General features: G+C 48.3%; 15 protein-coding genes and 1 tRNA gene. 9 read left to right on the forward strand and 7 right to left on the reverse strand.

From position 1 onward, the window contains the following. Nucleotides 1-2: 2 nt before the first annotated feature. From dnaJ to asnA, 4 genes are all read right to left on the reverse strand, one after another. Nucleotides 3-1124, reverse strand: coding sequence for a molecular chaperone DnaJ (gene dnaJ / locus V1L52_RS11050; protein ID WP_428769637.1), 1122 nt, complete (start codon nt 1122-1124; stop codon nt 3-5). After that, nucleotides 1124-3073 (reverse strand): molecular chaperone DnaK, encoded by a 1950-nt coding sequence (gene dnaK / locus V1L52_RS11055; protein WP_428769639.1) that lies wholly within the window; start codon nt 3071-3073, stop codon nt 1124-1126. Before dnaK ends, dnaJ begins: the two co-directional genes overlap by 1 nt. 42 nt (nt 3074-3115) lie before the next feature. Next, complete coding sequence (locus tag V1L52_RS11060) at nt 3116-3862, reverse strand: nucleotide exchange factor GrpE (RefSeq protein WP_428769641.1); 747 nt, start codon at nt 3860-3862, stop codon at nt 3116-3118. 108 nt (nt 3863-3970) lie between these two features. Further along, a complete protein-coding gene (gene asnA, locus V1L52_RS11065) occupies nt 3971-5008 on the reverse strand; it encodes an aspartate--ammonia ligase (RefSeq protein ID WP_428769642.1) in 1038 nt (345 codons plus the stop codon). 201 nt (nt 5009-5209) lie between these two features. Here asnA and V1L52_RS11070 point away from each other — a divergent pair, with 201 nt between their 5' ends. The 6 genes from V1L52_RS11070 (at nt 5210) to V1L52_RS11095 (ending at nt 13774) form a co-directional block, all read left to right on the forward strand. Then, nucleotides 5210-5995, forward strand: coding sequence for a hypothetical protein (locus V1L52_RS11070; protein ID WP_428769644.1), 786 nt, complete (start codon nt 5210-5212; stop codon nt 5993-5995). 25 nt (nt 5996-6020) lie between these two features. Further along, nucleotides 6021-8258, forward strand: a complete 2238-nt coding sequence (locus tag V1L52_RS11075) for a hypothetical protein (RefSeq protein WP_428769645.1) — start codon at nt 6021-6023, stop codon at nt 8256-8258. 165 nt (nt 8259-8423) lie between these two features. Continuing rightward, complete coding sequence (locus tag V1L52_RS11080) at nt 8424-10304, forward strand: DNA topoisomerase IV subunit B (RefSeq protein WP_428769647.1); 1881 nt, start codon at nt 8424-8426, stop codon at nt 10302-10304. 17 nt (nt 10305-10321) lie between these two features. Continuing rightward, nucleotides 10322-12253, forward strand: a complete 1932-nt coding sequence (locus tag V1L52_RS11085) for a DNA topoisomerase IV subunit A (RefSeq protein ID WP_428769649.1) — start codon at nt 10322-10324, stop codon at nt 12251-12253. A gap of 13 nt (nt 12254-12266) precedes the next feature. Then, nucleotides 12267-13190 carry a hypothetical protein gene (locus V1L52_RS11090; RefSeq protein WP_428769651.1) on the forward strand — a complete coding sequence of 308 codons (924 nt, stop codon included), beginning with the start codon at nt 12267-12269 and terminating at the stop codon, nt 13188-13190. Next, nucleotides 13187-13774, forward strand: a complete 588-nt coding sequence (locus tag V1L52_RS11095; RefSeq protein ID WP_428769653.1) for an IMPACT family protein — start codon at nt 13187-13189, stop codon at nt 13772-13774. The genes V1L52_RS11090 and V1L52_RS11095 overlap by 4 nt, the downstream gene beginning before the upstream one ends. A gap of 156 nt (nt 13775-13930) precedes the next feature. Here the strand turns inward: V1L52_RS11095 and V1L52_RS11100 are convergent, their stop codons facing one another. Continuing rightward, nucleotides 13931-14791 (reverse strand): Rpn family recombination-promoting nuclease/putative transposase, encoded by an 861-nt coding sequence (locus V1L52_RS11100; RefSeq protein ID WP_428769655.1) that lies wholly within the window; start codon nt 14789-14791, stop codon nt 13931-13933. Between the two features lie 174 nt (nt 14792-14965). Between V1L52_RS11100 and thrS the strand changes: the two genes are divergently transcribed. Together thrS and V1L52_RS11110 are read left to right on the forward strand one after the other, a co-directional pair. Further along, the gene (gene thrS / locus V1L52_RS11105) at nt 14966-16720 is read left to right on the forward strand and encodes a threonine--tRNA ligase (protein WP_428769657.1); all 1755 of its coding nucleotides are present in this window, start codon (nt 14966-14968) and stop codon (nt 16718-16720) included. Nucleotides 16721-16762: 42 nt separating this feature from the next. After that, on the forward strand, nt 16763-18547 hold the full coding sequence (locus V1L52_RS11110) for an aminopeptidase P family protein (RefSeq protein ID WP_428769659.1): 1785 nt from the start codon (nt 16763-16765) through the stop codon (nt 18545-18547). A 21-nt stretch (nt 18548-18568) separates the two neighbouring features. Here the strand turns inward: V1L52_RS11110 and V1L52_RS11115 are convergent. Together V1L52_RS11115 and V1L52_RS11120 are read right to left on the reverse strand one after the other, a co-directional pair. Further along, nucleotides 18569-18651 (reverse strand) — tRNA-Leu (locus V1L52_RS11115). Nucleotides 18652-18711: 60 nt separating this feature from the next. Further along, nucleotides 18712-20091 (reverse strand): DUF1015 domain-containing protein, encoded by a 1380-nt coding sequence (locus tag V1L52_RS11120; RefSeq protein WP_428769661.1) that lies wholly within the window; start codon nt 20089-20091, stop codon nt 18712-18714. A gap of 68 nt (nt 20092-20159) precedes the next feature. On the opposite strand from V1L52_RS11120, the gene rpoN reads away from it, so the two are divergent. Beyond that, nucleotides 20160-21623: an RNA polymerase factor sigma-54 gene (gene rpoN / locus V1L52_RS11125; protein WP_428771832.1), complete on the forward strand. Its 1464-nt coding sequence runs from the start codon at nt 20160-20162 to the stop codon at nt 21621-21623. The last annotated feature ends 32 nt before the right edge of the window (nt 21624-21655 follow it).

A 21655-nucleotide genomic window follows, 5' to 3' on the forward strand; every position in this document is an offset into this window, starting at 1 on the left:
GTTTAACCGCGCAATTCGGAAAGCGCGACGGGTTTGGGATTGTTTTCTTCGCCTTCAATTGCCGATACTTCTTCCAACAGCTGTTTTGCCCGCGATGAAAGTTTTGTCGGCACCGTAACGAGAATCTTAATATACATATCGCCTTTTCGGCCGCTGTTTCCGTAGGGAACGCCCTCGTCGCGTAAACGAAGCAGTTTTCCGTGCTGGGTTCCCGCGGGCACTTTTAGCTTTATTTTTTTATCGTCCAAAGAGCTGACGGTAATTTCGGCTCCCAATGCCGCCTGCATTATGGAGATGGGGATAGCACAGTATAAATCCTGACCGTTTCGCTCAAAAAACTTGTGCGGCGCAACGTGAAGAATGATAACCAAATCGCCCGCGCTTCCGCCGTTGCGTCCCGCATCGCCTTGATTCGGAACGGTTATGCGCTTGCCGTTATCCACTCCGGGCGGAATTGTAACGGCAATTTTTTTGCGTTTTTTTTGCAAGCCCGAACCGCCGCAGCTTTTGCAGGGATTGTCGATAACGCTTCCTTCGCCCTGACAGGAAGGACAGGTTTGCGCTACGCTGAAAAAACCCGCGCTGCGCCGTATTTGCCCCGCTCCGCCGCAGGTCGGACAGGTTTTGCGCTGAGCACCGTCGGCGCCCCCGGTTCCGCGGCAGTCGGTACAAGCTTCGTTATGCTGAAAGGATATTTCGGCCTTGGTACCGTATACGGCATCTTTAAAAGATATTTCAAGGTCGTACCATAACGAAGCGCCCTGATTGGGGCCGCCTCCCCTTCTGCGGCTTGTTCCGCCGCCGAAGAGGTTTTCAAATACATCGCCGAAGCCGCCGAACAGGTCTTCAAAGTCGTGAAAGGCGTTTGAAAAGCCCTGTGCGCCGCCTGCGCCCATGCCTTCAAGACCGGCAAAACCGTATTGGTCGTAAATCCCGCGTTTTTGCTCGTCCGAAAGCACTTCGTAAGCTTCGGTGGCTTCTTTAAACTTATCCTCGGCTTCTTTATTGCCGGGATTTTTATCGGGGTGGTATTTGACGGCTAATTTTCGGTAGCCCTTTTTTATTTCATCTTTTGAGGCGCCCTTTTGGACGCCCAAAACTTCATAGTAATCGCGCTTTGCCATTATTTGTCGTCGTCTACCACTTCGTAATCAACATCATCGGCTTTACCCGAAGCCGGACCGCTGTTACTCATATCGGGGCCGGCACTTGAAGCGTTTGCATCGCCGCCGGAAGCTCCCTGAGCGCCGCTTCCCTGCGCACCCTGAGCCGCCTGCTGCTTGTACACTTCTTCGGCAATCTTATATGAAGCCTGCTTTAAAGCTTCGGTTTTAGCCTTTATGTCTTCAACATTATCGGTGCTCAACGCCTGTTTAAGGGCCGCAACCGCATCTTCGATTTTTTGTTTGTCGGCGCCGCTTACCTTATCGCCCAACTCTTTAAGCGATTTTTCGGTTGCGTATACCATCGAATCGGCGTCGTTGCGCACATCGACCTTTTCGCGCTCTTTTTTATCGGCTTCGGCGTTTGCTTCGGCTTCTTTTACCATGCGATCTATTTCGCTTTCGCTTAAACCGCTTGAAGATTCGATGCGTACGCTTTGCTCTTTACCGGTGCCCAAGTCCTTAGCGGATACGTGGACGATACCGTTTGCGTCGATGTCGAAGGTAACTTCGATTTGCGGAACACCGCGCGGGGCGGCGGGAATGCCGACCAAATCGAAGCGTCCGAGCGTGCGGTTTTGAGCCGCCATTTCGCGCTCACCCTGCAATACGTGAATCGATACCGCGGTTTGTCCGTCGGCGGCAGTCGAAAAGATTTGACTTTTGCGCGTAGGAATTGTGGTGTTGCGCGGAATCAGTTTTGTAAAGACGGCGCCCATCGTTTCGATACCGAGCGAAAGCGGCGTAACGTCGAGAAGCAAAATGTCTTTAACGTCGCCGCCTAAAATACCGCCCTGAATGGCAGCACCTACGGCAACGGCTTCGTCGGGGTTTACACCCTTTGAACCTTCTTTGCCGAAAATTTCTTTTACGGTTTGCATAACCTTGGGCATGCGGGTTGAACCGCCGACCAAAAGCACTTCGTCGATTTTGGAAGCGTCGATTCCCGCATCCGCCAAAGCTTTGCGGCAGGGCTCTTTAGTGCGCTCAAGTAAGTCCTCGGTCATCTGCTCGAATTTGGCGCGTGTAAGCGACTTTTGCAAGTGCTTGGGGCCTGAAGCGTCGGCGGTAATAAAGGGCAGATTTATTTCCGTGGACGATTGGGCGGAAAGTTCGATTTTCGCCTTTTCGGCCGCTTCGCGCAAACGCTGTAAGGCCATGCGGTCTTTGGACAAATCGATACCCGTATCGGCTTTAAACTCGTCGGTAAGCCAATTGATTATTTTGCGGTCAAAGTCGTCGCCGCCCAAGTGGGTGTCGCCGTTTGTGGACTTAACTTCAAAAACGCCGTCGCCGAGTTCAAGAATGGAAATATCGAAGGTACCGCCTCCCAAGTCGTAAACGGCAATCATCTTTTCGCTTTTTTGCTCTTTGCTGAATCCGTAAGCCAAAGAAGCGGCGGTCGGTTCGTTGATAATGCGCTTAACGTCCAAGCCTGCGATTTTTCCGGCATCCTTGGTTGCCTGGCGCTGGGCGTCGTTAAAATATGCCGGAACGGTGATAACCGCTTCGGTTACGGTTTCGCCCAAATAATCTTCGGCGGTTTTTTTCATTTTTTGCAAAATAAAGGCGCTGATTTCCTGCGGCGAATACGCTTTGCCTTCTATGTCGATTCTCACGTCTTCTCCGTGATCGACAACCTTATACGGAACGAGTTTTGCCTCGCCGCTCAATTCGCTGTAGCGGTGTCCGATAAAGCGCTTGATTGAATATACCGTGTTTTCCGGGTTTGTAATCATTTGGTTTTTCGCAGGCTGACCGACAATGCGCTCACCCTTGGACGTAAAGCCGACAATGGACGGAGTTGTGCGTCCGCCTTCGGCGTTTTGAATAACGATAGGTTCTCCGCCTTCCATTACGGAAACGCAGGAGTTTGTAGTTCCCAAGTCAATACCGATAATTTTTCCCATATTTTTCTCCTAATAAAAAGTCAAAAGTATTTCGTTTAATATTTAATTGCCGGAAGGTTCGTCCGAATCTTCGGCAGCTCCCCGCGCAGTGTCCTGCAAACCGTCAGGCATGGTTACCATCACCTTTGCATGGCGGATAACCCTGTCTTTTAACATATAGCCCTTTAAATATACTTCCGAACACACCGCTTCGGCAACCGCTCCCTTATCCGTAGCGATGGCTTCGTGTTTATCGTGGTCGAATAAATCGCCCTTTTCGCCGTAAACGGTTAAGTCGTATTTGGTTTCAAGCATACTGCGAAGCTGTTTGTTAATCATTTTTACACCGTCTATAACCGGTTTTAAATCGGCGACGGGCTTTCCATCCGCGTCGAATCCCGCATCGAGGGCACGGTCAAAATCGTCAAGTACGCCGATTAAATCGGTAAGCAGGTTTGCATTCGCATAATCGAAGATTTCCTGCTTTTCTTTTACCATACGTTTGCGGTAATTTTCCAAATCCGCCGATTTGCGCAAATATTTGTCCTGAAAATCGTTTTTTTCGGCTTCAAGTTCGGCAATGCGCTCTTCGGCGCTTTTTTCGGCCGATTGTTCCGCAGAATCGGCAGAATTACCCGAGTCTGCATCCGAAGCTTTCCCCGCGGCTGTTTTATCAGCGCAGCCGCATGTTCCGCATTCGCCGGCTGTACACTCTGCGGTGTCGCCGGTTTTCGAACCGGTTTGAAAAGCAGCCTCTTGTCCCGCTTCTTTTTTAATGTCTTCGTTTTCCGTCTTTTGTGCTGTACTCATTACATTCCCTGAAAATTTATTAATCTATGGTAATAATCTAAAAATACTAAGAGCGTGCATATATCGTCAACAGAAAAAAGAAAATTTATACGCTTAATTATGCAGTATCTACAACAGCGTAATGCCGCGCGCTTTACAGTCCCTTATAACCGCTTCGGGCCATGAGCTTACCTGCACTTCGCCGATGTGCGCTTTGCGCAAAAAGTACATACAAAGGCGCGATTGACCGATGCCGCCGCCGCAGGACAGGGGAAGTTCTCCCGCCAAAAGGCGTGAATGGAAATACAGTTCTTTACGTTCCGTACAGCCGCGCTGTTGAAGCTGTAAAAGCAGGGTTTCAGGCGACACGCGGATTCCCATCGAAGACAGTTCCAAGGCGGTGTGTAAAACGGGATTCCACACTAAAAGGTCGCCGTTAAGGCCGTGCCTTCCCTCTCCCGTTTCGGTAATCCAATCGTCATAGTCCGGAGCGCGTCCGTCGTGAGGCTTACCGTCGGCCAAGGGATAGCCTATACCGACGATAAAAACCGCACCGTATTCTTTACACGCTTCGTATTCGCGCTCTTTGGCACTGAGATTCGGCATGCGTTTTTGTAAATCTTCGGCAAAAAGAAAGGTGATTTTTTCGGGCAGAACGGGCGTAATGGCCGGAAACCGGTCGTAGATATAAAATTCGGTTCGTTTAAGACAGCGGTAGATTTTTTTTACCGTGTCCTGCAAAAAAGACACTGTGCGGTCTTCTTTTGCGATAACCGCTTCCCAGTCCCACTGGTCTACATAGAGGGAGTGAATCGGGTCAAGTTCTTCGCACGCGCGGATGGCATTCATATCGGTGTAAATGCCGAAACCCGTTTGCAGTTTCATTTCGGCAAGTTTTATGCGCTTCCATTTTGCAAGCGAGTGTACGATTTCCATATTTGCATTGTCCATATCCTGCACGGTAAACGATACCGGTTTTTCAACGCCGCTTAAATCGTCGTTTAAGCCCGTACCCGACTGTACAAAAAGCGGGGCCGTAACGCGGGTTAAATTCAATTCGGTGGAAAGAGCAAGCTGAAAAAAATCTTTAATCATTACAATGGCGTGTTCCGTTTCATGTACGGAAAGCAAAGCCTTATAATCCGCCGGCAAAGACAATGAACTCATACAAATCTCCCAAAGGGTTATCGAAAGCCGCTAAAAGCTAACCGAGTTTTTAGAGGTGCCTCATTCTATAATAGGCAGGGCGGACTTGTCCAGTGTCGGCCCGTATCCGCCCGGCGCATCATTTTTACCCGATAATACAAATTCGCCTTAATAATATAAAAAAACTGTTTTTTTTAAGAAAAACGAGCTATAATTATATATATGCGTAGATATATTTTTATTATTTTATTGTCCGTATGGACATGCGTTCTGTTTGCGCAAACGGAACAGGAAGAACGGGAGGCAAAACGCATTGCCGATGCACAGGCTCTGTACAACTCGGTTTACCGTGTAGATTTACGCAATTTTTCGGGCAGCGTTTTTCTCGGCCCCGCATTAAACATCTTCGGAAGCGCAGCGGCAAATCTTCATTACGGCCAAAATAAAACTCACTCAAGCGTGGGCGTTATCAGCGGCCTTGATGCGGGTTTTACGCATCCGTATATTATGGTGAAGCTGGGCATGAAATTCACATGGCTTACCGCCGCACTTTCGGCAGAGGATCTTTCATGGGTATTTGCTTCCCGTCTCGGCATAGGTTCAAAGGCGGCAGGTATTCCCTTGCTCTTCAGTGTCGGATATACGGAATTAAACTATTATGCTAAAAACGGCGGACAAGTTACTTCCGTGTTCTACGACCGTATAAAAACTCCTTCGGTGGGGTTCGGAACCGAAAACTGGGAAGTATATAAAAAGCTTGATATAACCGTACGCTTTGAGTGGCTGCCCGTATCCGTTGCAAGTCCCTATATGAACTTCGGTATGAACTTCAACACGGGAGCACGTTATAAAATATGGAATAACGATATCATCTCCGTTCTGGCGGGAGCCGATGTCGATACCTATATATTTACGACAGTCGATAAAAACCGAAAAACATATGCGGACTGGAATATCATTCCCGCCGCTTATTTAAGCGTCGCGTTTAAAGGTTCCGCACCGAAATAAGCGGCGCATCCTAAGGAGGTTAGATATGAAACGGCTATTACCGATATTTATTATATCCTTTTTTTTCCATACGGCATGCAATGTTTCCACCAATTTGGACGTACAGGAAACCGTCTTTACACCCCGCGACTCCATTATGATATCCCAGGAAGCAACGGGCCGCGGTTTTACAAACGGAACGGCAATATCTCTTTTGAGCATAGCTCAATCGGGATGGAGCGACTGGGAAACAATCACGATAGAAAATCTTGAAGAAAAAGAGGTTCATATACGCACGTTACCGGAATTACCCGGCGGCAGTCTCTTTAATATTGATACGAGCAGCACAAAAAAGATTTTAAATCCGTATGAGCGAACCTCTTTTAAAGTACGCTACAGCTTGAACAAAGCCGGGAGCATAATGACCGACATAAACGTCAAATATTCGGTCGACAAAAGAAAGAGGAATTTTAATCTGAAACTCATCGGCAGTTTAAGCGGCATTCAAGTGCTTGAAATCGAAGAGGGACAGCCCGATGTACTTTTGGCCGAAGACGGTATCGCTTCCGATTTCGGCTATTCTCCGCACAGCGATGTTACAAAAACGTTCAGAATAAAAAACAACAGTAAGAGCCGCGTGGAAATCCGAAATACGGTTTTGGATGCCGATGCGCGTTCCGCCGGCTTTTATATGCCCGCAGCAAATGTAAGCGGATTTATAAATCCCGGTGAATTTTTGGAATTTATCGTAACGCTTCCCGACCAGAAGATGGCCGAATACGGAACGGGCTTTATAGAAATTACACACAGTTTAAGCCAAACGCCCTATAAGGCGGGTTTGTGTGGAGGCGGCAAAACCATACCCCTTACCGTTGTGCGTAAAGAAAACGGTAAGGATATTCCCGCCGTCGTTCCCTATAAGCTTACAAAAAACTGTCTCGATTTTGAATATAACTCCTCGGCCGAAGAAAAACATCTTGCCCTTAAAAATACGGGAAACGCCGTACTCGACTTTACGCACATCAGTTATGAAGTATCCGAAGGCAATTTTTCTCTTATAAAAAAATATGCAGACGATGAAAAAATCTATCCCGACGGAACGGCCGATATAGCAATCAAATTTACCCCCGAAACGGGAAAATGGTCCGAGTCCGACATAGTTATTAAAGACGATAAAACCGGCAGAACCTACACCCTGTCTTTAACCGGTTCGGGCTTTAAGCAGCCGAACAATTTGGATGACGGAGGTCTTGCCCTATGGCTGCGCGCCGACAGAATAGGAAGGGAACACGTAACAAAAGATTCGGCGGGAAACAAGGTGCTTGTGATGCCCGATGTAAGCGGAAACAATCTTCACGCCCGTAAGTACGGAGAAATCGGTCCCACTTATAATGAGGACGGCATTAACAACCTCCCGGCCTTAACCTTTTCCCAGGAAAAAGAAAGTATGGCGGTTACAACACAGGCGGATACATGGATTGTAAAAGACGCCAAGGGAACCACTTCTTTTATCGTATTTAAAGTATCGGGAGGAACGGATACTCGGTTTCGTACCCAATTTGTCGTATCGGCTTCAAACGGCGATACCCGCGTTTTTCCCCATGTAGCCACTTCGGCGCTTTATTTTGACCCGAAAGACGGCTTATACGGAAACGGAAAAACCGTAGGGAAACCCCTTGCATACAGAAGATTCCATATCGAAAACACCTTTTTTTCGGGCCCCCGTTCGCCCGAACATTCACGCCAATACGACATACCCGACGGCACGGTTTTTTCAACGGTAATCCGCTACAACAGCCTCATCCAGGCTCCGGAAGAAAATGTACATTTTTTTATAAACGGAAACGGTTCTCAAACCGGTCAAACACCTATGGGCTTTGTATACTCACGCGATACCGGAGACCTGAGCAGCAACGTGCGCTCTTACGGGTATGCGGTCGGCGACGGCAGAGGCAGCAGGCGCACTCATCACATCGGCCCCAATGAAAACACCGATCCGTGTAAAAAAGATTATGCGTGGAGCCTGGGCGCCGGACACGCTTATTTTTCGAACAGGGTAAACGTACAAAAACCCTATAACGGTACCATACGCAATATATTTATAGGCAGCAATGCGGCGGGAGACGCTCCGTTTTACGGAGAAGTTTCGGAGATAATTGTTTTTGAGCGCGCGTTAACCGACGATGAAATAAAAACCGTCAATAATTATATAGCAGTGCGTTACAACACGGTTCCCGTAATCGATTTATATGCCGAAAATCCCGCCCTGCCTCCTCTTGATTAAAAAACAATCTTCCCCGCCCCAAAATTAAAGAGGCTTGGATAAAAGGGACTGTCGAAAAAGCAACGGCTTTTGAAACGGTCCCTTTATACATTTAAAGTCCGAATCAGCAGCGGATAATTTTTAACCGCCCTTTCCATCGTCGGCCTTTTGTGCTATACTCTGCCTATGGGTGAAAAGGAAAGCAAAAAATCAAAATCCGCCGCAAAACCGGCTGCCAAAGCGGCCTCCAAACCGGCGTCAAAATCCGTATATGACGAATCGAAGATAAAAACGCTCAGCTCGCTTGAACACATCCGGCTGCGCACGGGTATGTACATCGGGCGTTTAGGTGACGGCACCAATCAAAACGACGGTATTTATATTTTGCTCAAAGAAGTTATCGACAACGCGGTTGACGAGTTTATTATGGGAAACGGCAAGCGCGTGGACGTTGAAATAAAAGAAAACCACGTTAAAGTGCGCGATTACGGGCGCGGCATTCCGCAGGGAAAACTTGTAGACTGCGTTTCGGTTATCAATACGGGCGCAAAATACAACAGCGAAGTATTTCAGTTTTCCGTCGGCTTAAACGGTGTCGGTACAAAGGCGGTAAACGCCCTGTCCTCGTATTTTCGCGCGGTATCCGTGCGCGACGGAAAAGCCGTTGAAGCGGTTTTTGAGCGCGGCAAGCTTATTTCGAACAAAAGCGCAAAGGTAAAAGAAGGTACCAAAGACGGCACCTTTGTCGAATTCGTTCCCGACAACCAAATATTCGGCGATTATAATTTTAATATGGAATTTATCGAGCGGCGCTTGTGGAACTACGCCTATTTAAACGCAGGCCTCACCCTCGTATGCAACGGCAATAAGTATGTAAGCGAAAAGGGCTTACTCGATTTATTGAACAGCGAACTTGAAGGCGAAAGCCTCTATCCGGTGGGCTATTACAAAGGAAAACAAATCGAATTTTCGTTTACCCACTCGAACGCATACGGCGAAAATTCCTTTTCGTTTGTAAACGGACAGTTTACCTGCGACGGCGGCACCCACCTTTCGGCTTTTAAAGAGGGCTTTGTAAAGGGTGTTAACGAATTTTACCGGAAAAACTATAAAAGCGAAGACGTGCGCGAAGGTATGGCTTCCGCGGTTGCCGTAAAGATTCAAGAACCCATATTTGAAAGCCAGACGAAAAACAAGCTGGGCAACACCGATGTAAAGGGCTGGATTGTAAACGAAACAAAGGCTGCTGTCGACGATTGGCTTCACCGCAACAGCGAAGCGGCAAAGGCCCTTGAGCTTAAAATTACCGCAAACGAAAAACTGCGCACCGAGTTGAACACGGTAAAAAAAGAAGCCAAAGAAGCGGCTAAAAAAATCGCCCTTAAAATCCCCAAACTCAAAGACTGCAAGTATCACTTGGACGACGGGGCAAAGGGCGAAAACACAATGATTTTTTTAACCGAAGGAGATTCGGCTTCGGGCTCGATGGTCGGCTGCCGCGACGCAATGACGCAGGCTCTGTTCAGTTTGCGCGGAAAACCCGAAAACATGTACGGCAAAAAGCGCACCGACATTTATAAGAATGCCGAACTTTACAATTTGATGATGGCGCTCGGCATAGAAAACGATATCGAAGGCTTGCGCTACAATAAAATCATCATCGCAACCGATGCGGACAACGACGGCTTTCACATACGAAACCTTTTGCTCACCTTTTTCTTAGGCTATTTTGAAGAACTGGTAACGAGCGGCCGCGTCTTTATTTTGGAAACGCCCCTGTTCCGCGTACGCAATAAAAAAGAAACCCGCTATTGTTACAGCGAAGCCGAGCGCGACGAAGCATTGGCGGCCTTAGGCGCTTCTTCCGACGTTACGCGCTTTAAAGGTTTGGGAGAAATCAGCCCCGCAGAGTTCGGTCAATTTATCGGAGAACATATGCGCCTCGTTCCCGTAGAAGTGCAATCGCTTAAAAACGTTCCCAAATTGTTGGAATTTTACATGGGCAAAAATACGCCCAAACGGCGCGATTTTATCGTTCATAATTTGCTTAAAGAAATCGATGCATAGGGGGCCTTCAAAAAACCATGGCTTACGTTAAAAACTTATTTGATAAAAACTTTTTGGAATATGCAAGTTACGTTATCCGCGACCGCGCCATCCCCGATTTGGAAGACGGCTTAAAACCCGTTCAGCGGCGCGTCCTGCACACCCTTTTTGAATTGGACGACGGTAAATTCCACAAGGTTGCAAACGTCGTCGGGCAGTGCATGAAATATCACCCCCACGGCGATGCTTCCATTTACGGCGCCCTCGTTGTGCTTGCAAACAAAGAACTCTTTATAGACAAACAGGGAAACTTCGGCAACCTCTATACCGGAGACGGACCGTCCGCCGCGCGGTATATCGAATGCCGCTGTACGCGTTTGGGAAAAGATATTTTATACAATCCGCCCATTGCAAACTATGTGCCGTCCTATGACGGTCGCGGCAAAGAGCCGACCGCGTTTAGGGCAAAGCTTCCGCTTGCCCTCATTTTGGGCGCCGAAGGTATTGCAGTCGGTATGTCGACGCGCATTCTAAGCCACAATATCCGCGAAGTAATCGAAGCCGAAAAAGCCTGCCTCGAAGGAAAGCGCTTTAAGCTGTATCCGGATTTTCCGACCGGAGGACTCATCGACGTATCGGACTATCAGGACGGTTTGGGTAAAATCATTACCCGCGCCAAACTCGACACAAGCGACCCCAAGCGCATTGTGATTACCGAGCTTCCCGCCGGAAGCAACACCGAAACCCTTATGCAGTCGATCGAAAACGCGGCAAAAAGCGGCAAGGTAAAAATCGCTTCGATAAACGACTTTACAACCGACAAGGTTGAAATAGAAATCCGCCTCCAGCGCGGCGTTTATTCAGAGGAAGTCGTGGATGCCCTCTTTGCCTTTACCGACTGCGAGCAGTCGATTTCCTGCAACCTCCTCGTTATAAAAGACAATATGCCGCAGGTAATGACTGCAACCGATGTTATAAAGCACCACGCAAAACAGCTTGTGGCCATCCTCAAAGACGAATTGGAATTGGAAAAGGCGAACCTTACCGACCGCCTGCACTTGCGCACCCTTGAGCGTATTTTTATTGAAGAGCGCATTTACAAAAAAATAGAGCAAATGAAAACGGCCGAAACGGTTGTAAAAGCCGTTATCACAGGCTTTAAGCCCTTTGCCGCGGAATTAATCCGTCCCGTAACCGAAGAGGACGTGGAAACCTTATTGAAGATTCCCATCCGCCGCATATCGCTTTACGATATAAACAAAAACCGTCAGGAAGTCGAAGAAATAAATGCGCGCCTTAAAGAGATTGCCAAACTTTTAAAAAATCTTACCGCCTACGCTATAAGCTGGCTTGACGGGATTTTGGCAAAACTGGACGAAGAAAAAACACGGCGTAAAACCGAAATTACCGGCTTTACTCAAGTCGATGTGCGCGAAGTGGTAAAAAAAGACACCGCCCTTCGCTACGATTCGAAAACCGGCTATTTGGGAACCGCCGTTCCCACCGGCACCGAACTGTTTAAAGTGTCGCCCTACGACCGCATACTGATTTTACGGAAAAGCGGCATTTACACCGTTTGCGATGTTCCCGACAAACTGTTTACCGACAAGGGCTTGCGCTATTGCGGTTCGGCCGATAAAGAAGAATTGGCGAAGGTTCTTTTTACCGTGATTTTCCGCGACCCGAAAACAAAGTACTGTTTTATCAAGCGCTGCCGCATAAGCCAATTTATATTAAACCGCGATTATTTTATTATGCCGGAGGGAATGGAACTGCTTCACGTGGACACGCGCAAAAAATTCGAGTTTACGCTTAAATACGTGCAAAAACCGCGCCTTAAAATCCTTGAAGAAACCTTTAATGCCGCCGACTACGAAGAAAAGGGCCTAAAGTCAATCGGAGTACGCCTTGCAGCGCGCGAAACCGAAAAGCTTATTGTTGCAAAAACCGCAGCTTCAAAAAAAGAATAACGGGAGGAAGGCCGTGAATTCGTTTAAACACTTGCTTGTAAACATACACCGCTGTTCGGCGGAAAACATACCCAAACTCGCCCTGACCATGATGCTCATGGGCCTTATATCCTATGCCGCATTGGGAGCCGCTTCCGCACCGCTGGGGGCGGCTTTGGCATCGGGTGCGGTAAACCCGGCAGTGTTTGCGGCCGCCCTTTTTTCAGGCTTTGCCGTAACCCTGTTAAACAATATATTACTCTACGGCTTTTTTGTCATGGTGCTTTTAATGTACAAAAAAGAGCGGGCAGTCCTCGGCCATCTGTTCAGCGGTTTCCGCGATTTTTCCCGCGCCCTTAAAACCGCCCTCTTTTTTGTCGCGCTTTATATGCTTATCATATTCGCCGCAGGGGCGCTTTTATATGTTACCGCCGCCGATTTTTTTACCCGGCATACAGAACTTTTATTCGCCGCCTTGCTTATTCTTTCGCTGTGCGTTTTAGCCTTTATATATCTGCAATTCGCCTTTACCTGGTTTTTTTTGTATGAGGATTCAAAACTGAGCGTCGGACAGGCGCTGCGCAAAAGTTCCGCCCTGATGAAAAAAAAGCGCTTCGATTTTTTTCTTTTGTGCGTACAAAGCGGCGGCTTGTATCTTTTATTTGCCCTTCTTTCGTTTATCTTTCCGGCGATTATGGGCCAAAGGGGCGGAGCCGTTTCAGCCTTCGCGTTATCGCTTGTCCGCGTATTGTCCACCCTTTCTTTGTATATAAGCCTTATCAGAATCAGCATAGCCTTTGCCGCGGCTTATGAGGCGGTAAAACCGGGGCAAGACACTGAAACCGGCCGAACAAAATCCGCTTATAAAGAAATATCCGCCCCCGCCGATACGGCCGCCTCCTCCGCAGACACACAATCCGATTCCGCAAAAACAAGCTCCGGGGATGATGATTTGTGAACATTTTGTGCGAAAGCGCTCAAGCCGAACTGATTGTAAAAAAGTCGCGTTTTTTAGCCGAAGTTTTTCCGGTACACTCCCAAGCCGAAGCGCGGAGCCTTCTTAAAGAGCAAAAACAGCGATACGCCGACGCGTCCCACATCGTACACGCCTTTGTCCTCGGCCGGGCAGCCGAAATATGCGGTATGTCCGACGACGGAGAACCCTCCGGCACTGCAGGACGTCCGGTGCTCGACGTGCTTAAAGGTTTCGGCTGTACGGACATTTTGCTTACGGTAACACGCCGGTTCGGCGGCACCCTCTTGGGAACCGGCGGCCTGGTCAAAGCCTACAGCGAAGCGGCAAAGCTTGTGCTGCAAACGGCAAAAACCGAAGCCTTTATCCTTCGCGCCCCCTTTGAACTTAACCTCTCCTACGAAGCTTACGAGCACTGCAAACGCCTGTTCAAAAAATTCAACGTAAAAGACCTGACCGAAACCTTCGGCGAACGCGTACACGCCGCAGGCCTTATAGAAACGTCCTTAAAAGAAGACTTTGAAAAAGAACTGTGCGATTCGCTGGGAGGCGAAAATCCCTTTAGATAGACCGGGATCACGGGGGGAAGTCTCCCCCTCGCTTCAAAGCCTGCGGCTTTTCCGCTGCCCCCTCTGCGGGGCCCCCTCTGCGGGGACACCCCGCAGCGCCCCGATTAAAACGCTTTATTGTATTCTTGACTAATCTGACCGCAAAAAAGCCTCGCCTTACAGCTCTGCGATTTCCTCTTCGGACAAACCGGTAACCTTTGAAATTAAGTCAATGCCGAGATTTTCAAGCCTCATAAGCCGTGCCGTTTCCAGGGCTTTTTGGCGGGCGCCCTCTTCCAAGGCTATTTCACGTTCTTCTTCTCTTTGAACCGCTATATCGGTTGCGTAATCGTATTCCGCCAACAACATATTCATTACCTCCCGTGATTTGCGCTCCAAGTACTCTTTAAGTATATCATTATTTATACATTCCTGTACAGCTTTTTCAAAGCCTTTTTCCCTGTCAAGCTTGAGGTGTTTTCGCACCGTGTCTACAAACAAACTGTACTGGGCAAGCGGTCTACACTGCTCAAGAATTGTATGTGCTTTATCCTGATTGATATTCACCACCTCGACAATGAGTTCAAGGTTCGGTTGTGAGCCGGCCGTCATAAAAGCGTCGGAAAGTTTTAGCGTTTTATATTCCGGAACGTCTTCTTCACCGTTGTAAAAGACAAAGAACTCAGGTGTCGGAATTTTAACCAAACGGCGTAAATACTTATCACGCGGATTTTGTATTTGCTCATACAAACGGACGACATATTCCAAAAACCGAAACGGCATATTCAGATTGACCGTTGATTGATGCTCCGCAAGTACAATGATTTTGTTATCCACAAGAAAAGACACATCGTTATAAAAGTTCATATACAGGATTTGCTCCAATCTGATATGACGCAGCTCGCAGTCGAGTGTCAGTTGTGTTCCGTTCAATGCGTTATATAGTGACAAAAAGTTTGACTTTGCCGACTTGTCCGCTCCGAATAAATCCGCGAACACCGAATCCTTATAAGTCCGTTTTGGCTTAGTTTGCGGCATAACGTCCTCCCCTCCTTTTGTCTTGTGTACTTTCCGCCATGGACGGCGGCAAAAGCCTCATGTTGCCCGACGTTTTAGGCGGCCTCCCGCCTAAAACTTGTCGCATAACATCGCACAGGACGTGCGATGTTATGCCGTTGACACTCTTTTGTGAACGCTATATGCTGTACTATTATGGAAAACGAGCAAAAAAACGATAAACTTTATACTATCCGCCACAGCACGGCGCACGTTATGGCCGAAGCGGTGTTAAAACTTTTTCCCGGTTCCAAGGTCGCCATCGGGCCTGCAATCGACACGGGATTTTATTACGACTTCGATTTGAGCCGCCCCATTAAAGAAGAAGATTTGGGCGAAATCGAAAAAGAAATGCGGCGCATTTTATCAACCCCGCACGATTTTGTAAAAAAAGTCGTAAGCCGCGATGAAGCTTTGAAGTTGTTCGCGGGCCAAGACTATAAAATCGAGCTTATCAACGATTTACCCGAAACCGAACAAATATCGATTTACACCAACGGCGATTTTACCGACTTATGCCGCGGCCCTCACGTCGCAAATACCAAAGAAATAAACGCCCAGGCTTTTAAGCTTTTAAAAACTGCAGGCGCTTATTGGCGCGGAGACGTAAAACGTCCCATGCTTACCCGCATTTACGCGCTGTCTTTTGAAAAGCCGAACGATTTAAAAGCCTATCTTACGATGCTCGAAGAAGCCGAAAAGCGCGATCACCGCAAAATCGGCAAGCAGTTGGATTTTTTCCATATAGACGAAGAAAATCCGGGGCAAATCTTTTGGCACCCGAACGGCTGGACGGTGTACCGTATAATCGAAGATTACGTGCGCGAAAAAATCAAAGCGGACGGTTATGTGGAAGTAAAAACCCCCTACGTTATGCCGCGTTCTTTGTGGGAACGTTCGGGGCACTGGGCAAAGTATCAGGAAAATATGTTTATCACCGAAAGCGAAAAGCGCCTTTTTGCCCTTAAACCGATGAACTGTCCCGGACACGTTGAGATTTTCAAACAGCACATACGCTCGTACAAGGATTTGCCCCTGCGCATGGCCGAATTCGGCTCCTGCACGCGAAACGAAGCTTCCGGCGCCCTTCACGGTATTATGCGCGTACGCGGCTTTGTGCAGGACGATGCGCACATCTTTTGTACCGAAGCTCAAATCGGCGAAGAAGTGGCGCGTTTTTGCCGCCTTTTAAAAGATATGTATAAGGATTTCGGCTTCGGCGAAGATAAGATTCTCGTTAAATTTTCAACGCGGCCGGAATTGCGCGTCGGTACCGACGAGGTATGGGACAGGGCCGAAAAAGCCTTGGAAGACGCGACAAAGGCAGCGGGCTTAAGTTACGAATTACAGCCCGGAGAAGGCGCTTTTTACGGCCCTAAACTGGAGTTTACCCTTGTAGACGCTTTGGGCCGCGGATGGCAATGCGGTACGATCCAAGTCGACTACCAGCTTCCGTCGGCGGAACGCTTAAATGCCGAATATGTCGGAGAAGATAACATCAAGCACCATCCGGTTATGCTTCACCGCGCGGTTTTGGGGTCTTTGGAACGCTTTATCGGCATTTTGATTGAAAACTACGCGGGCGCCCTTCCCGCATGGCTGCAATATGAGCAGGCGGTCGTTATTCCCGTTTCTCCTGCGGCCGAGACTTACGCAAAAGAAGTGTTCGAAAAAATCAAAGCGGCCGGTATCCGCTGCGATATAAATCTCGGAAGCGACCGCATAAACGGCAAAATAAAAACCGCCCAGCTAAAAAAAATACCCTATATGCTGGTTGCAGGCGAAAAAGAAGCCGAAACTGCGAGCATTGCCGTGCGTTTCCGCGACGGCCGCCCCCAAGAGCTTATGAAGGTTGAAAACTTTATCGCCTACGTAAAAGAAAAGGTTGAAACCCGCTTCGCCGGCATTTAGGTTTGCACGAGGCGGCTTAAAAGAGCGTAAAAAGAGGTTAATATGAATATTCCCGAACGTATTGCCGCCCTGCGGCAAAAGATGAAAGAATGCGAGTTTGACGCATATATTATCCCCTCATCCGACCCGCACCAAAACGAGTATTTGCCGGCACCCTATAAAACCCGCGAATTTATGTCCGGCTTTACCGGCTCGGCAGGTACCCTGCTTGTAACCGCAGACAAGGCGGGCTTGTGGACGGACGGGCGCTATTTTTTGCAAGCCGAATATCAGCTTAAAGGAAGCGGCATAACCTTGTTCAAAATGGAAGAACCGGGTATTCCGACACTGAACGCTTTTCTTAAATCCGAATTCAAGGCGGGTGCCAAAATCGGTATGGACGGAAAGGTTGTTTCTCTTCAAAACTACGAGGCTATGCAAAAAGAACTTGAGGGCATGGAACTCGTTACCGGGCGCGACCTTGTAGGCGATGTTTGGAAGGATCGCCCCGAACCCGTATTAAGCGAAGCCTTTATTCTCGGTAACGAATATGCGGGAAAAAGCGCCTCCCAAAAAATCGCCGAAGTACGGGCGGGCCTCGCCGAAAAAGGGGCGGACGCAACCCTTATCGGTTCTTGCGAAGACGTGTGCTACCTTTTTAACATACGCGGAAACGACATTCCCTGCAATCCCGTCCTTATTTCATACGCATTGATTGATAAGACGCGGGCCGTTCTTTTTATAAACGAAAAACAAATCAATGGCCAAGTACGCTCATTTTTGGAAAAAGAGGGCGTTACCGTCGCCCCCTATGAAGCGGCTTTTTCCGAAGCGGAAAAACTCAAAGGAACTGTTTATATCGACAGCGCACGCACCAACGTCTATGTACGCTCAAAAATAAAAGCGCGCATTGTACAGGGCTTAAACATAAGTTCGGTTATGAAGGCTTCAAAGAACGAAACGGAATTGCGCAACTTCGATATAGCGATGGAAAAAGACGGGGCTGCAATGGTAAAAATCCTTAAATGGATTGAAGACAATGTCTCGGCATATGCCGCCGGTACGGCAAACAACCCCGGAATCAGCGAATACGATGTGAGCACAAAGCTTTTGGAGTTCAGAGCCGAAGGAAAGGACTTTATCGAAGCGAGTTTTGAAACCATCAGCGCATACGGGCCGAACGCGGCAATCGTTCACTATGCCCCCGCCGAACAGGGAAGCGCGCTTTTGGAACCGAAAGGCTTTTTGCTTTTGGACAGCGGCGGCCACTATATAAACGGCACCACCGATATTACGCGTACCGTTCCGCTCGGCCCCCTTACCGCACAGGAAAAAGAAAGCTACACCCTCGTCCTTCAATCTCATATCCGCCTTGCCCTCGCTCAATTTAAAGCGGGTGCAGCAGGCCTTTCCCTCGACACGATAGCCCGCCTTCCCCTGTGGGAGCGCGGCATGGATTACAATCACGGAACGGGACACGGGGTCGGCTATCTTTTGCCCGTACACGAAGGGCCGCAGTCGATTTCAAAGCGCCCTATCAACGAAGCGCTCAAACTTGGCATGGTTACTTCAAACGAGCCGGGCTACTATGCGGCGGGGAAATACGGTATCCGTATCGAAAACCTGATTGTAACCGTTCCGGCGGAAAAAACCCGGTCGGGAGAATTTTACCGCTTTAAGACGATTACCCTTTGCCCGATAGACACCGGGCCCCTTGTGCCCGGCATTTTGTCGCAAAAGGAAATCGACTGGCTCAATGCCTACCACGAAGAAGTGCGCACGCGGCTTTCGCCCTATTTGGACGAAGAACACCGTCTGTTTTTGGAAGAAAAAACAAAGAAGCTTTAGAAATTAAAACTCCGATTTTTGTACCGGCGAAGAGACTTGAACTCTTACACCCTCGCGAGCAATAGATTTTGAGTCTATCGTGTCTACCATTCCACCACGCCGGCATACCGGAACAACCGGATACAAGACATTAGCATACTTTAAAAAAAAAGTAAAGGCCCCTGTCAGTCTTTTTCCAAGCGCCTGCATTCAAAGTAAAAGCGTTTTTCGCTCGCCTCCCCCATCGAAAAACTTTTGCGCGGCAAAGAACCGTATTTTTCCACGGTTGTAAAAAAGCTCGCTTTTTCTATAGGCGGAAGAAGGACTGCCGTTTTATCATGCTCTCGTGCAAGACGGAGAACGTCTTCGGCACCGTGTATATAATCGATTAATTCTTTATTTCCCGTAGTAACGCAGCTTGTTTCGCACTTTTGCCCGATAAGCGTATCCAAAACGGGCTGTAAGGCGCTTACCGCAAGACAGTCAAGTTCAACACTCAAACTTAAAAATCCGTCTTGCGCGGAAGCAAAGCCGAACACAGCCGTTTTGCCGGCAGAAGAGGCGGTTTTTTGCATCAAATCGCTTTCGGATGCGCATACTTCAAGTTTTCCTCCCAGCTTCGATTGCACAAAGGATGCAAGAGAGCGTGCATTTTCTTCAAATACGATGCGGTGAATCGGTTCAAAGGTCAGCCCTTCATCATAGAGGTTTACAATTTCAACCAGGGCATAGCGGCAAGGATGATTTTCCAAGCCCTGAGGAACCGCTATACTTCCGTTTTGCTCAATACCGCCGCGGCTTTTTTTAAGCTCGTCCCATACGGCCTTTGCCGTTGCAAGCGAATGATTTCCGTCTCCGACGGCAAACATAAATACATTGCCTGCACTGTCGATATTTTCGGCGGCTATTGAAGCAAGCGCTTTTTCCATATGAAAAAGGGCATCCGCTGAAGAGACTGCCCTGCCGCTTATATGCCCCGCCCCCATCATCAGCTCGACATCGTAAAGGGGGCCGCCTTCGCGCTTTGCAATTTCACCGGTTTTTTCTATAAAAGAACACTTCTTATCGTTAACCAAAAGCATAATATGCGGACTTTCAAGCGGAGCGTTCTTGCGGATTGCAATACGCGGCGGAATGCGCGACACGATGGTCGCTTCGGTTGCGCGGATCTTCGCCTTGGTGCCGCTTTTCCATTCATAATCTTCCAAATCTATAGAGGCAACAAGGCCTTTGCGAAGGCGCCCGTAAGCGGTGGTACGCTCGACGTAGATAAAGGCGTTAAGGGGGGGAGCAAAAACACCGCCTCCAAGGTAGTCTTTCATCCTGGTCTGTATTGAAGACACGGCTTTTTCTTTTTCGGCTTGAGATAATTCGTTTAAATAAATCTCGGGTAAAATAATGTGCAAAGCCGAAGGCTTTCCCTCCGCAATGCGTGCGGCTTCCGTCCAATAGGCCTTATCCTGCGTATATTGGTCGCAGGCGACTACCGCCCAGGCACTCGTTTTTTCGGCGGCGGGGAGTAAAATCTCCGGCATATAAAGTCCGTATTTTTTAAAAATATCCATAATTCGAGTATACCGTAAAAAAAATAAGTATGCTATACTTTGATCATAAGGAGGAACGGGTGGCCGCAATGCGCCTCGATTACAGTCAACAGCTTCAGCAAACAATGCGCTTGTCGCCGCGCATGATTCAGGCAATCAATTTGATTGCCATGCCCATAGAAGATTTGCGTGAGCATATCTACGAAGAAGCCGAAAAAAATCCCGCCATCGAAATAGTAAAAGAAAGCGGCCGTTCCGTTCACTCCGAAATCTTTCGGAGCTCCGAAAGCCGAAGGAAAGGTACGGGAAGTTCGGCCGAAAGCGACGCATGGCAGGCCTTTATGGAAAGCGCGCCCGCTCATTCCGAATCGCTGCAGGAACATTTATTGTCGCAGTTATCGCTTTTGCATTTAACCGACGACCAACAGCGTATAGGGGAGCGTATTATTCAAAACCTGAATTCTCGCGGCTATCATAACACACCTCCCGAATCTCTGCTTACCGTAGACGACCCCTTGAGCCTTTTAAACGAAATGCTGCATATCGTCCGCCGTCTGGATCCTCAAGGAACGGCCTGTACCGATTTACGTGAAAGTCTTTTTGTACAGGCGGAATTGAAAATCGATGCGGCAAACGAAAATCGCAGCGAAGAGCCGTCAAACGGCGAAAAAAAAGAAAACGAACTTGCCCTGCTTATTTTAAAGTCGCATTTCGACATCCTTGAAAAAAAACGCAGTACCCTCATGTGCAAAACCCTGAACGAGCGTAAGGTTGCATGCTCTCAGGAAGAGTTCGACAAGGCTTTGGCATTTATACGAACGCTCGATCCCTTTCCCGCACGCCAGTTTTCCGAAGCGGGAACTTCCATCCAATTTGCGGTACCTGAAATCGCCGTACGCCGTGTAAACGAACGGGAAAGCGCCGAAAGGAAGTCCGCCTTTGTTATCGAGTTTATCGGACAGGGCATACCCGAAATCGCCGTTTCTCCCGTATACAAGGAACTTTCCGAACAAGGCACCGATATTGCATCGCGGCAATTTGCCGATAAGGCGGTACGGGAAGCGCACAATTTTATACAAAACATCCGCTTACGCAATAAGGCCGTATATTCGGCAGCCGAAGCAATCGTGCGCCGTCAATACGATTTTTTCGATAAGGGACCGGGTAATTTACGTCCCCTTCGCATGAAAGATATAGCCGAAGAAATAGGAGTTCATGAAACAACCGTTTCCCGCATTGCAAACGGAAAATACCTGCAATGCGAATGGGGACTGTTTGAAATAAAACATTTTTTTACGAACGCCCTCGAACGTCAAGGCGGACAGGATGCCGAAAGTGCACAAAAAACGCCGCGTCCCGCCCCCTCTTCTCAAGAAGCCGTAAAACACCGTTTGCGTGAAATTATCGAAGAAAGCGAAAAAAAAGGCGGGAAAAAGCTTTCCGATTCAAAACTTGCCGAACTGCTCGGCAAGGAGGGTATTTCGATTGCGCGAAGGACAGTTGCAAAATACCGTAATGAGCTTAATATAGAATCTTCATTTGACCGATTATAAAAGTCGGTGTATACTGTACTCAGGAGGAAGGC

The sequence above is a fragment of the Treponema sp. HNW genome (genome assembly GCF_050320395.1).
Classification (GTDB): Bacteria; Spirochaetota; Spirochaetia; order Treponematales; family Treponemataceae; genus Treponema_C.

Bases quoted from the DNA above. Each gene is read 5' to 3' on its own strand.
- V1L52_RS11110 (WP_428769659.1), top strand. From the start codon at position 16,763: ATGAATATTCCCGAACGTATTGCCGCCCTGCGGCAAAAGATGAAAGAA.
- asnA (WP_428769642.1), bottom strand. From the start codon at position 5,008: ATGAGTTCATTGTCTTTGCCGGCGGATTATAAGGCTTTGCTTTCCGTA.
- V1L52_RS11100 (WP_428769655.1), bottom strand. From the start codon at position 14,791: ATGCCGCAAACTAAGCCAAAACGGACTTATAAGGATTCGGTGTTCGCG.
- dnaK (WP_428769639.1), bottom strand. From the start codon at position 3,073: ATGGGAAAAATTATCGGTATTGACTTGGGAACTACAAACTCCTGCGTT.
- V1L52_RS11060 (WP_428769641.1), bottom strand. From the start codon at position 3,862: ATGAGTACAGCACAAAAGACGGAAAACGAAGACATTAAAAAAGAAGCG.
- V1L52_RS11120 (WP_428769661.1), bottom strand. From the start codon at position 20,091: ATGGATATTTTTAAAAAATACGGACTTTATATGCCGGAGATTTTACTC.
- dnaJ (WP_428769637.1), bottom strand. From the start codon at position 1,124: ATGGCAAAGCGCGATTACTATGAAGTTTTGGGCGTCCAAAAGGGCGCC.
- V1L52_RS11080 (WP_428769647.1), top strand. From the start codon at position 8,424: ATGGGTGAAAAGGAAAGCAAAAAATCAAAATCCGCCGCAAAACCGGCT.
- rpoN (WP_428771832.1), top strand. From the start codon at position 20,160: ATGCGCCTCGATTACAGTCAACAGCTTCAGCAAACAATGCGCTTGTCG.
- V1L52_RS11085 (WP_428769649.1), top strand. From the start codon at position 10,322: ATGGCTTACGTTAAAAACTTATTTGATAAAAACTTTTTGGAATATGCA.
- thrS (WP_428769657.1), top strand. From the start codon at position 14,966: ATGGAAAACGAGCAAAAAAACGATAAACTTTATACTATCCGCCACAGC.
- V1L52_RS11075 (WP_428769645.1), top strand. From the start codon at position 6,021: ATGAAACGGCTATTACCGATATTTATTATATCCTTTTTTTTCCATACG.
- V1L52_RS11070 (WP_428769644.1), top strand. From the start codon at position 5,210: ATGCGTAGATATATTTTTATTATTTTATTGTCCGTATGGACATGCGTT.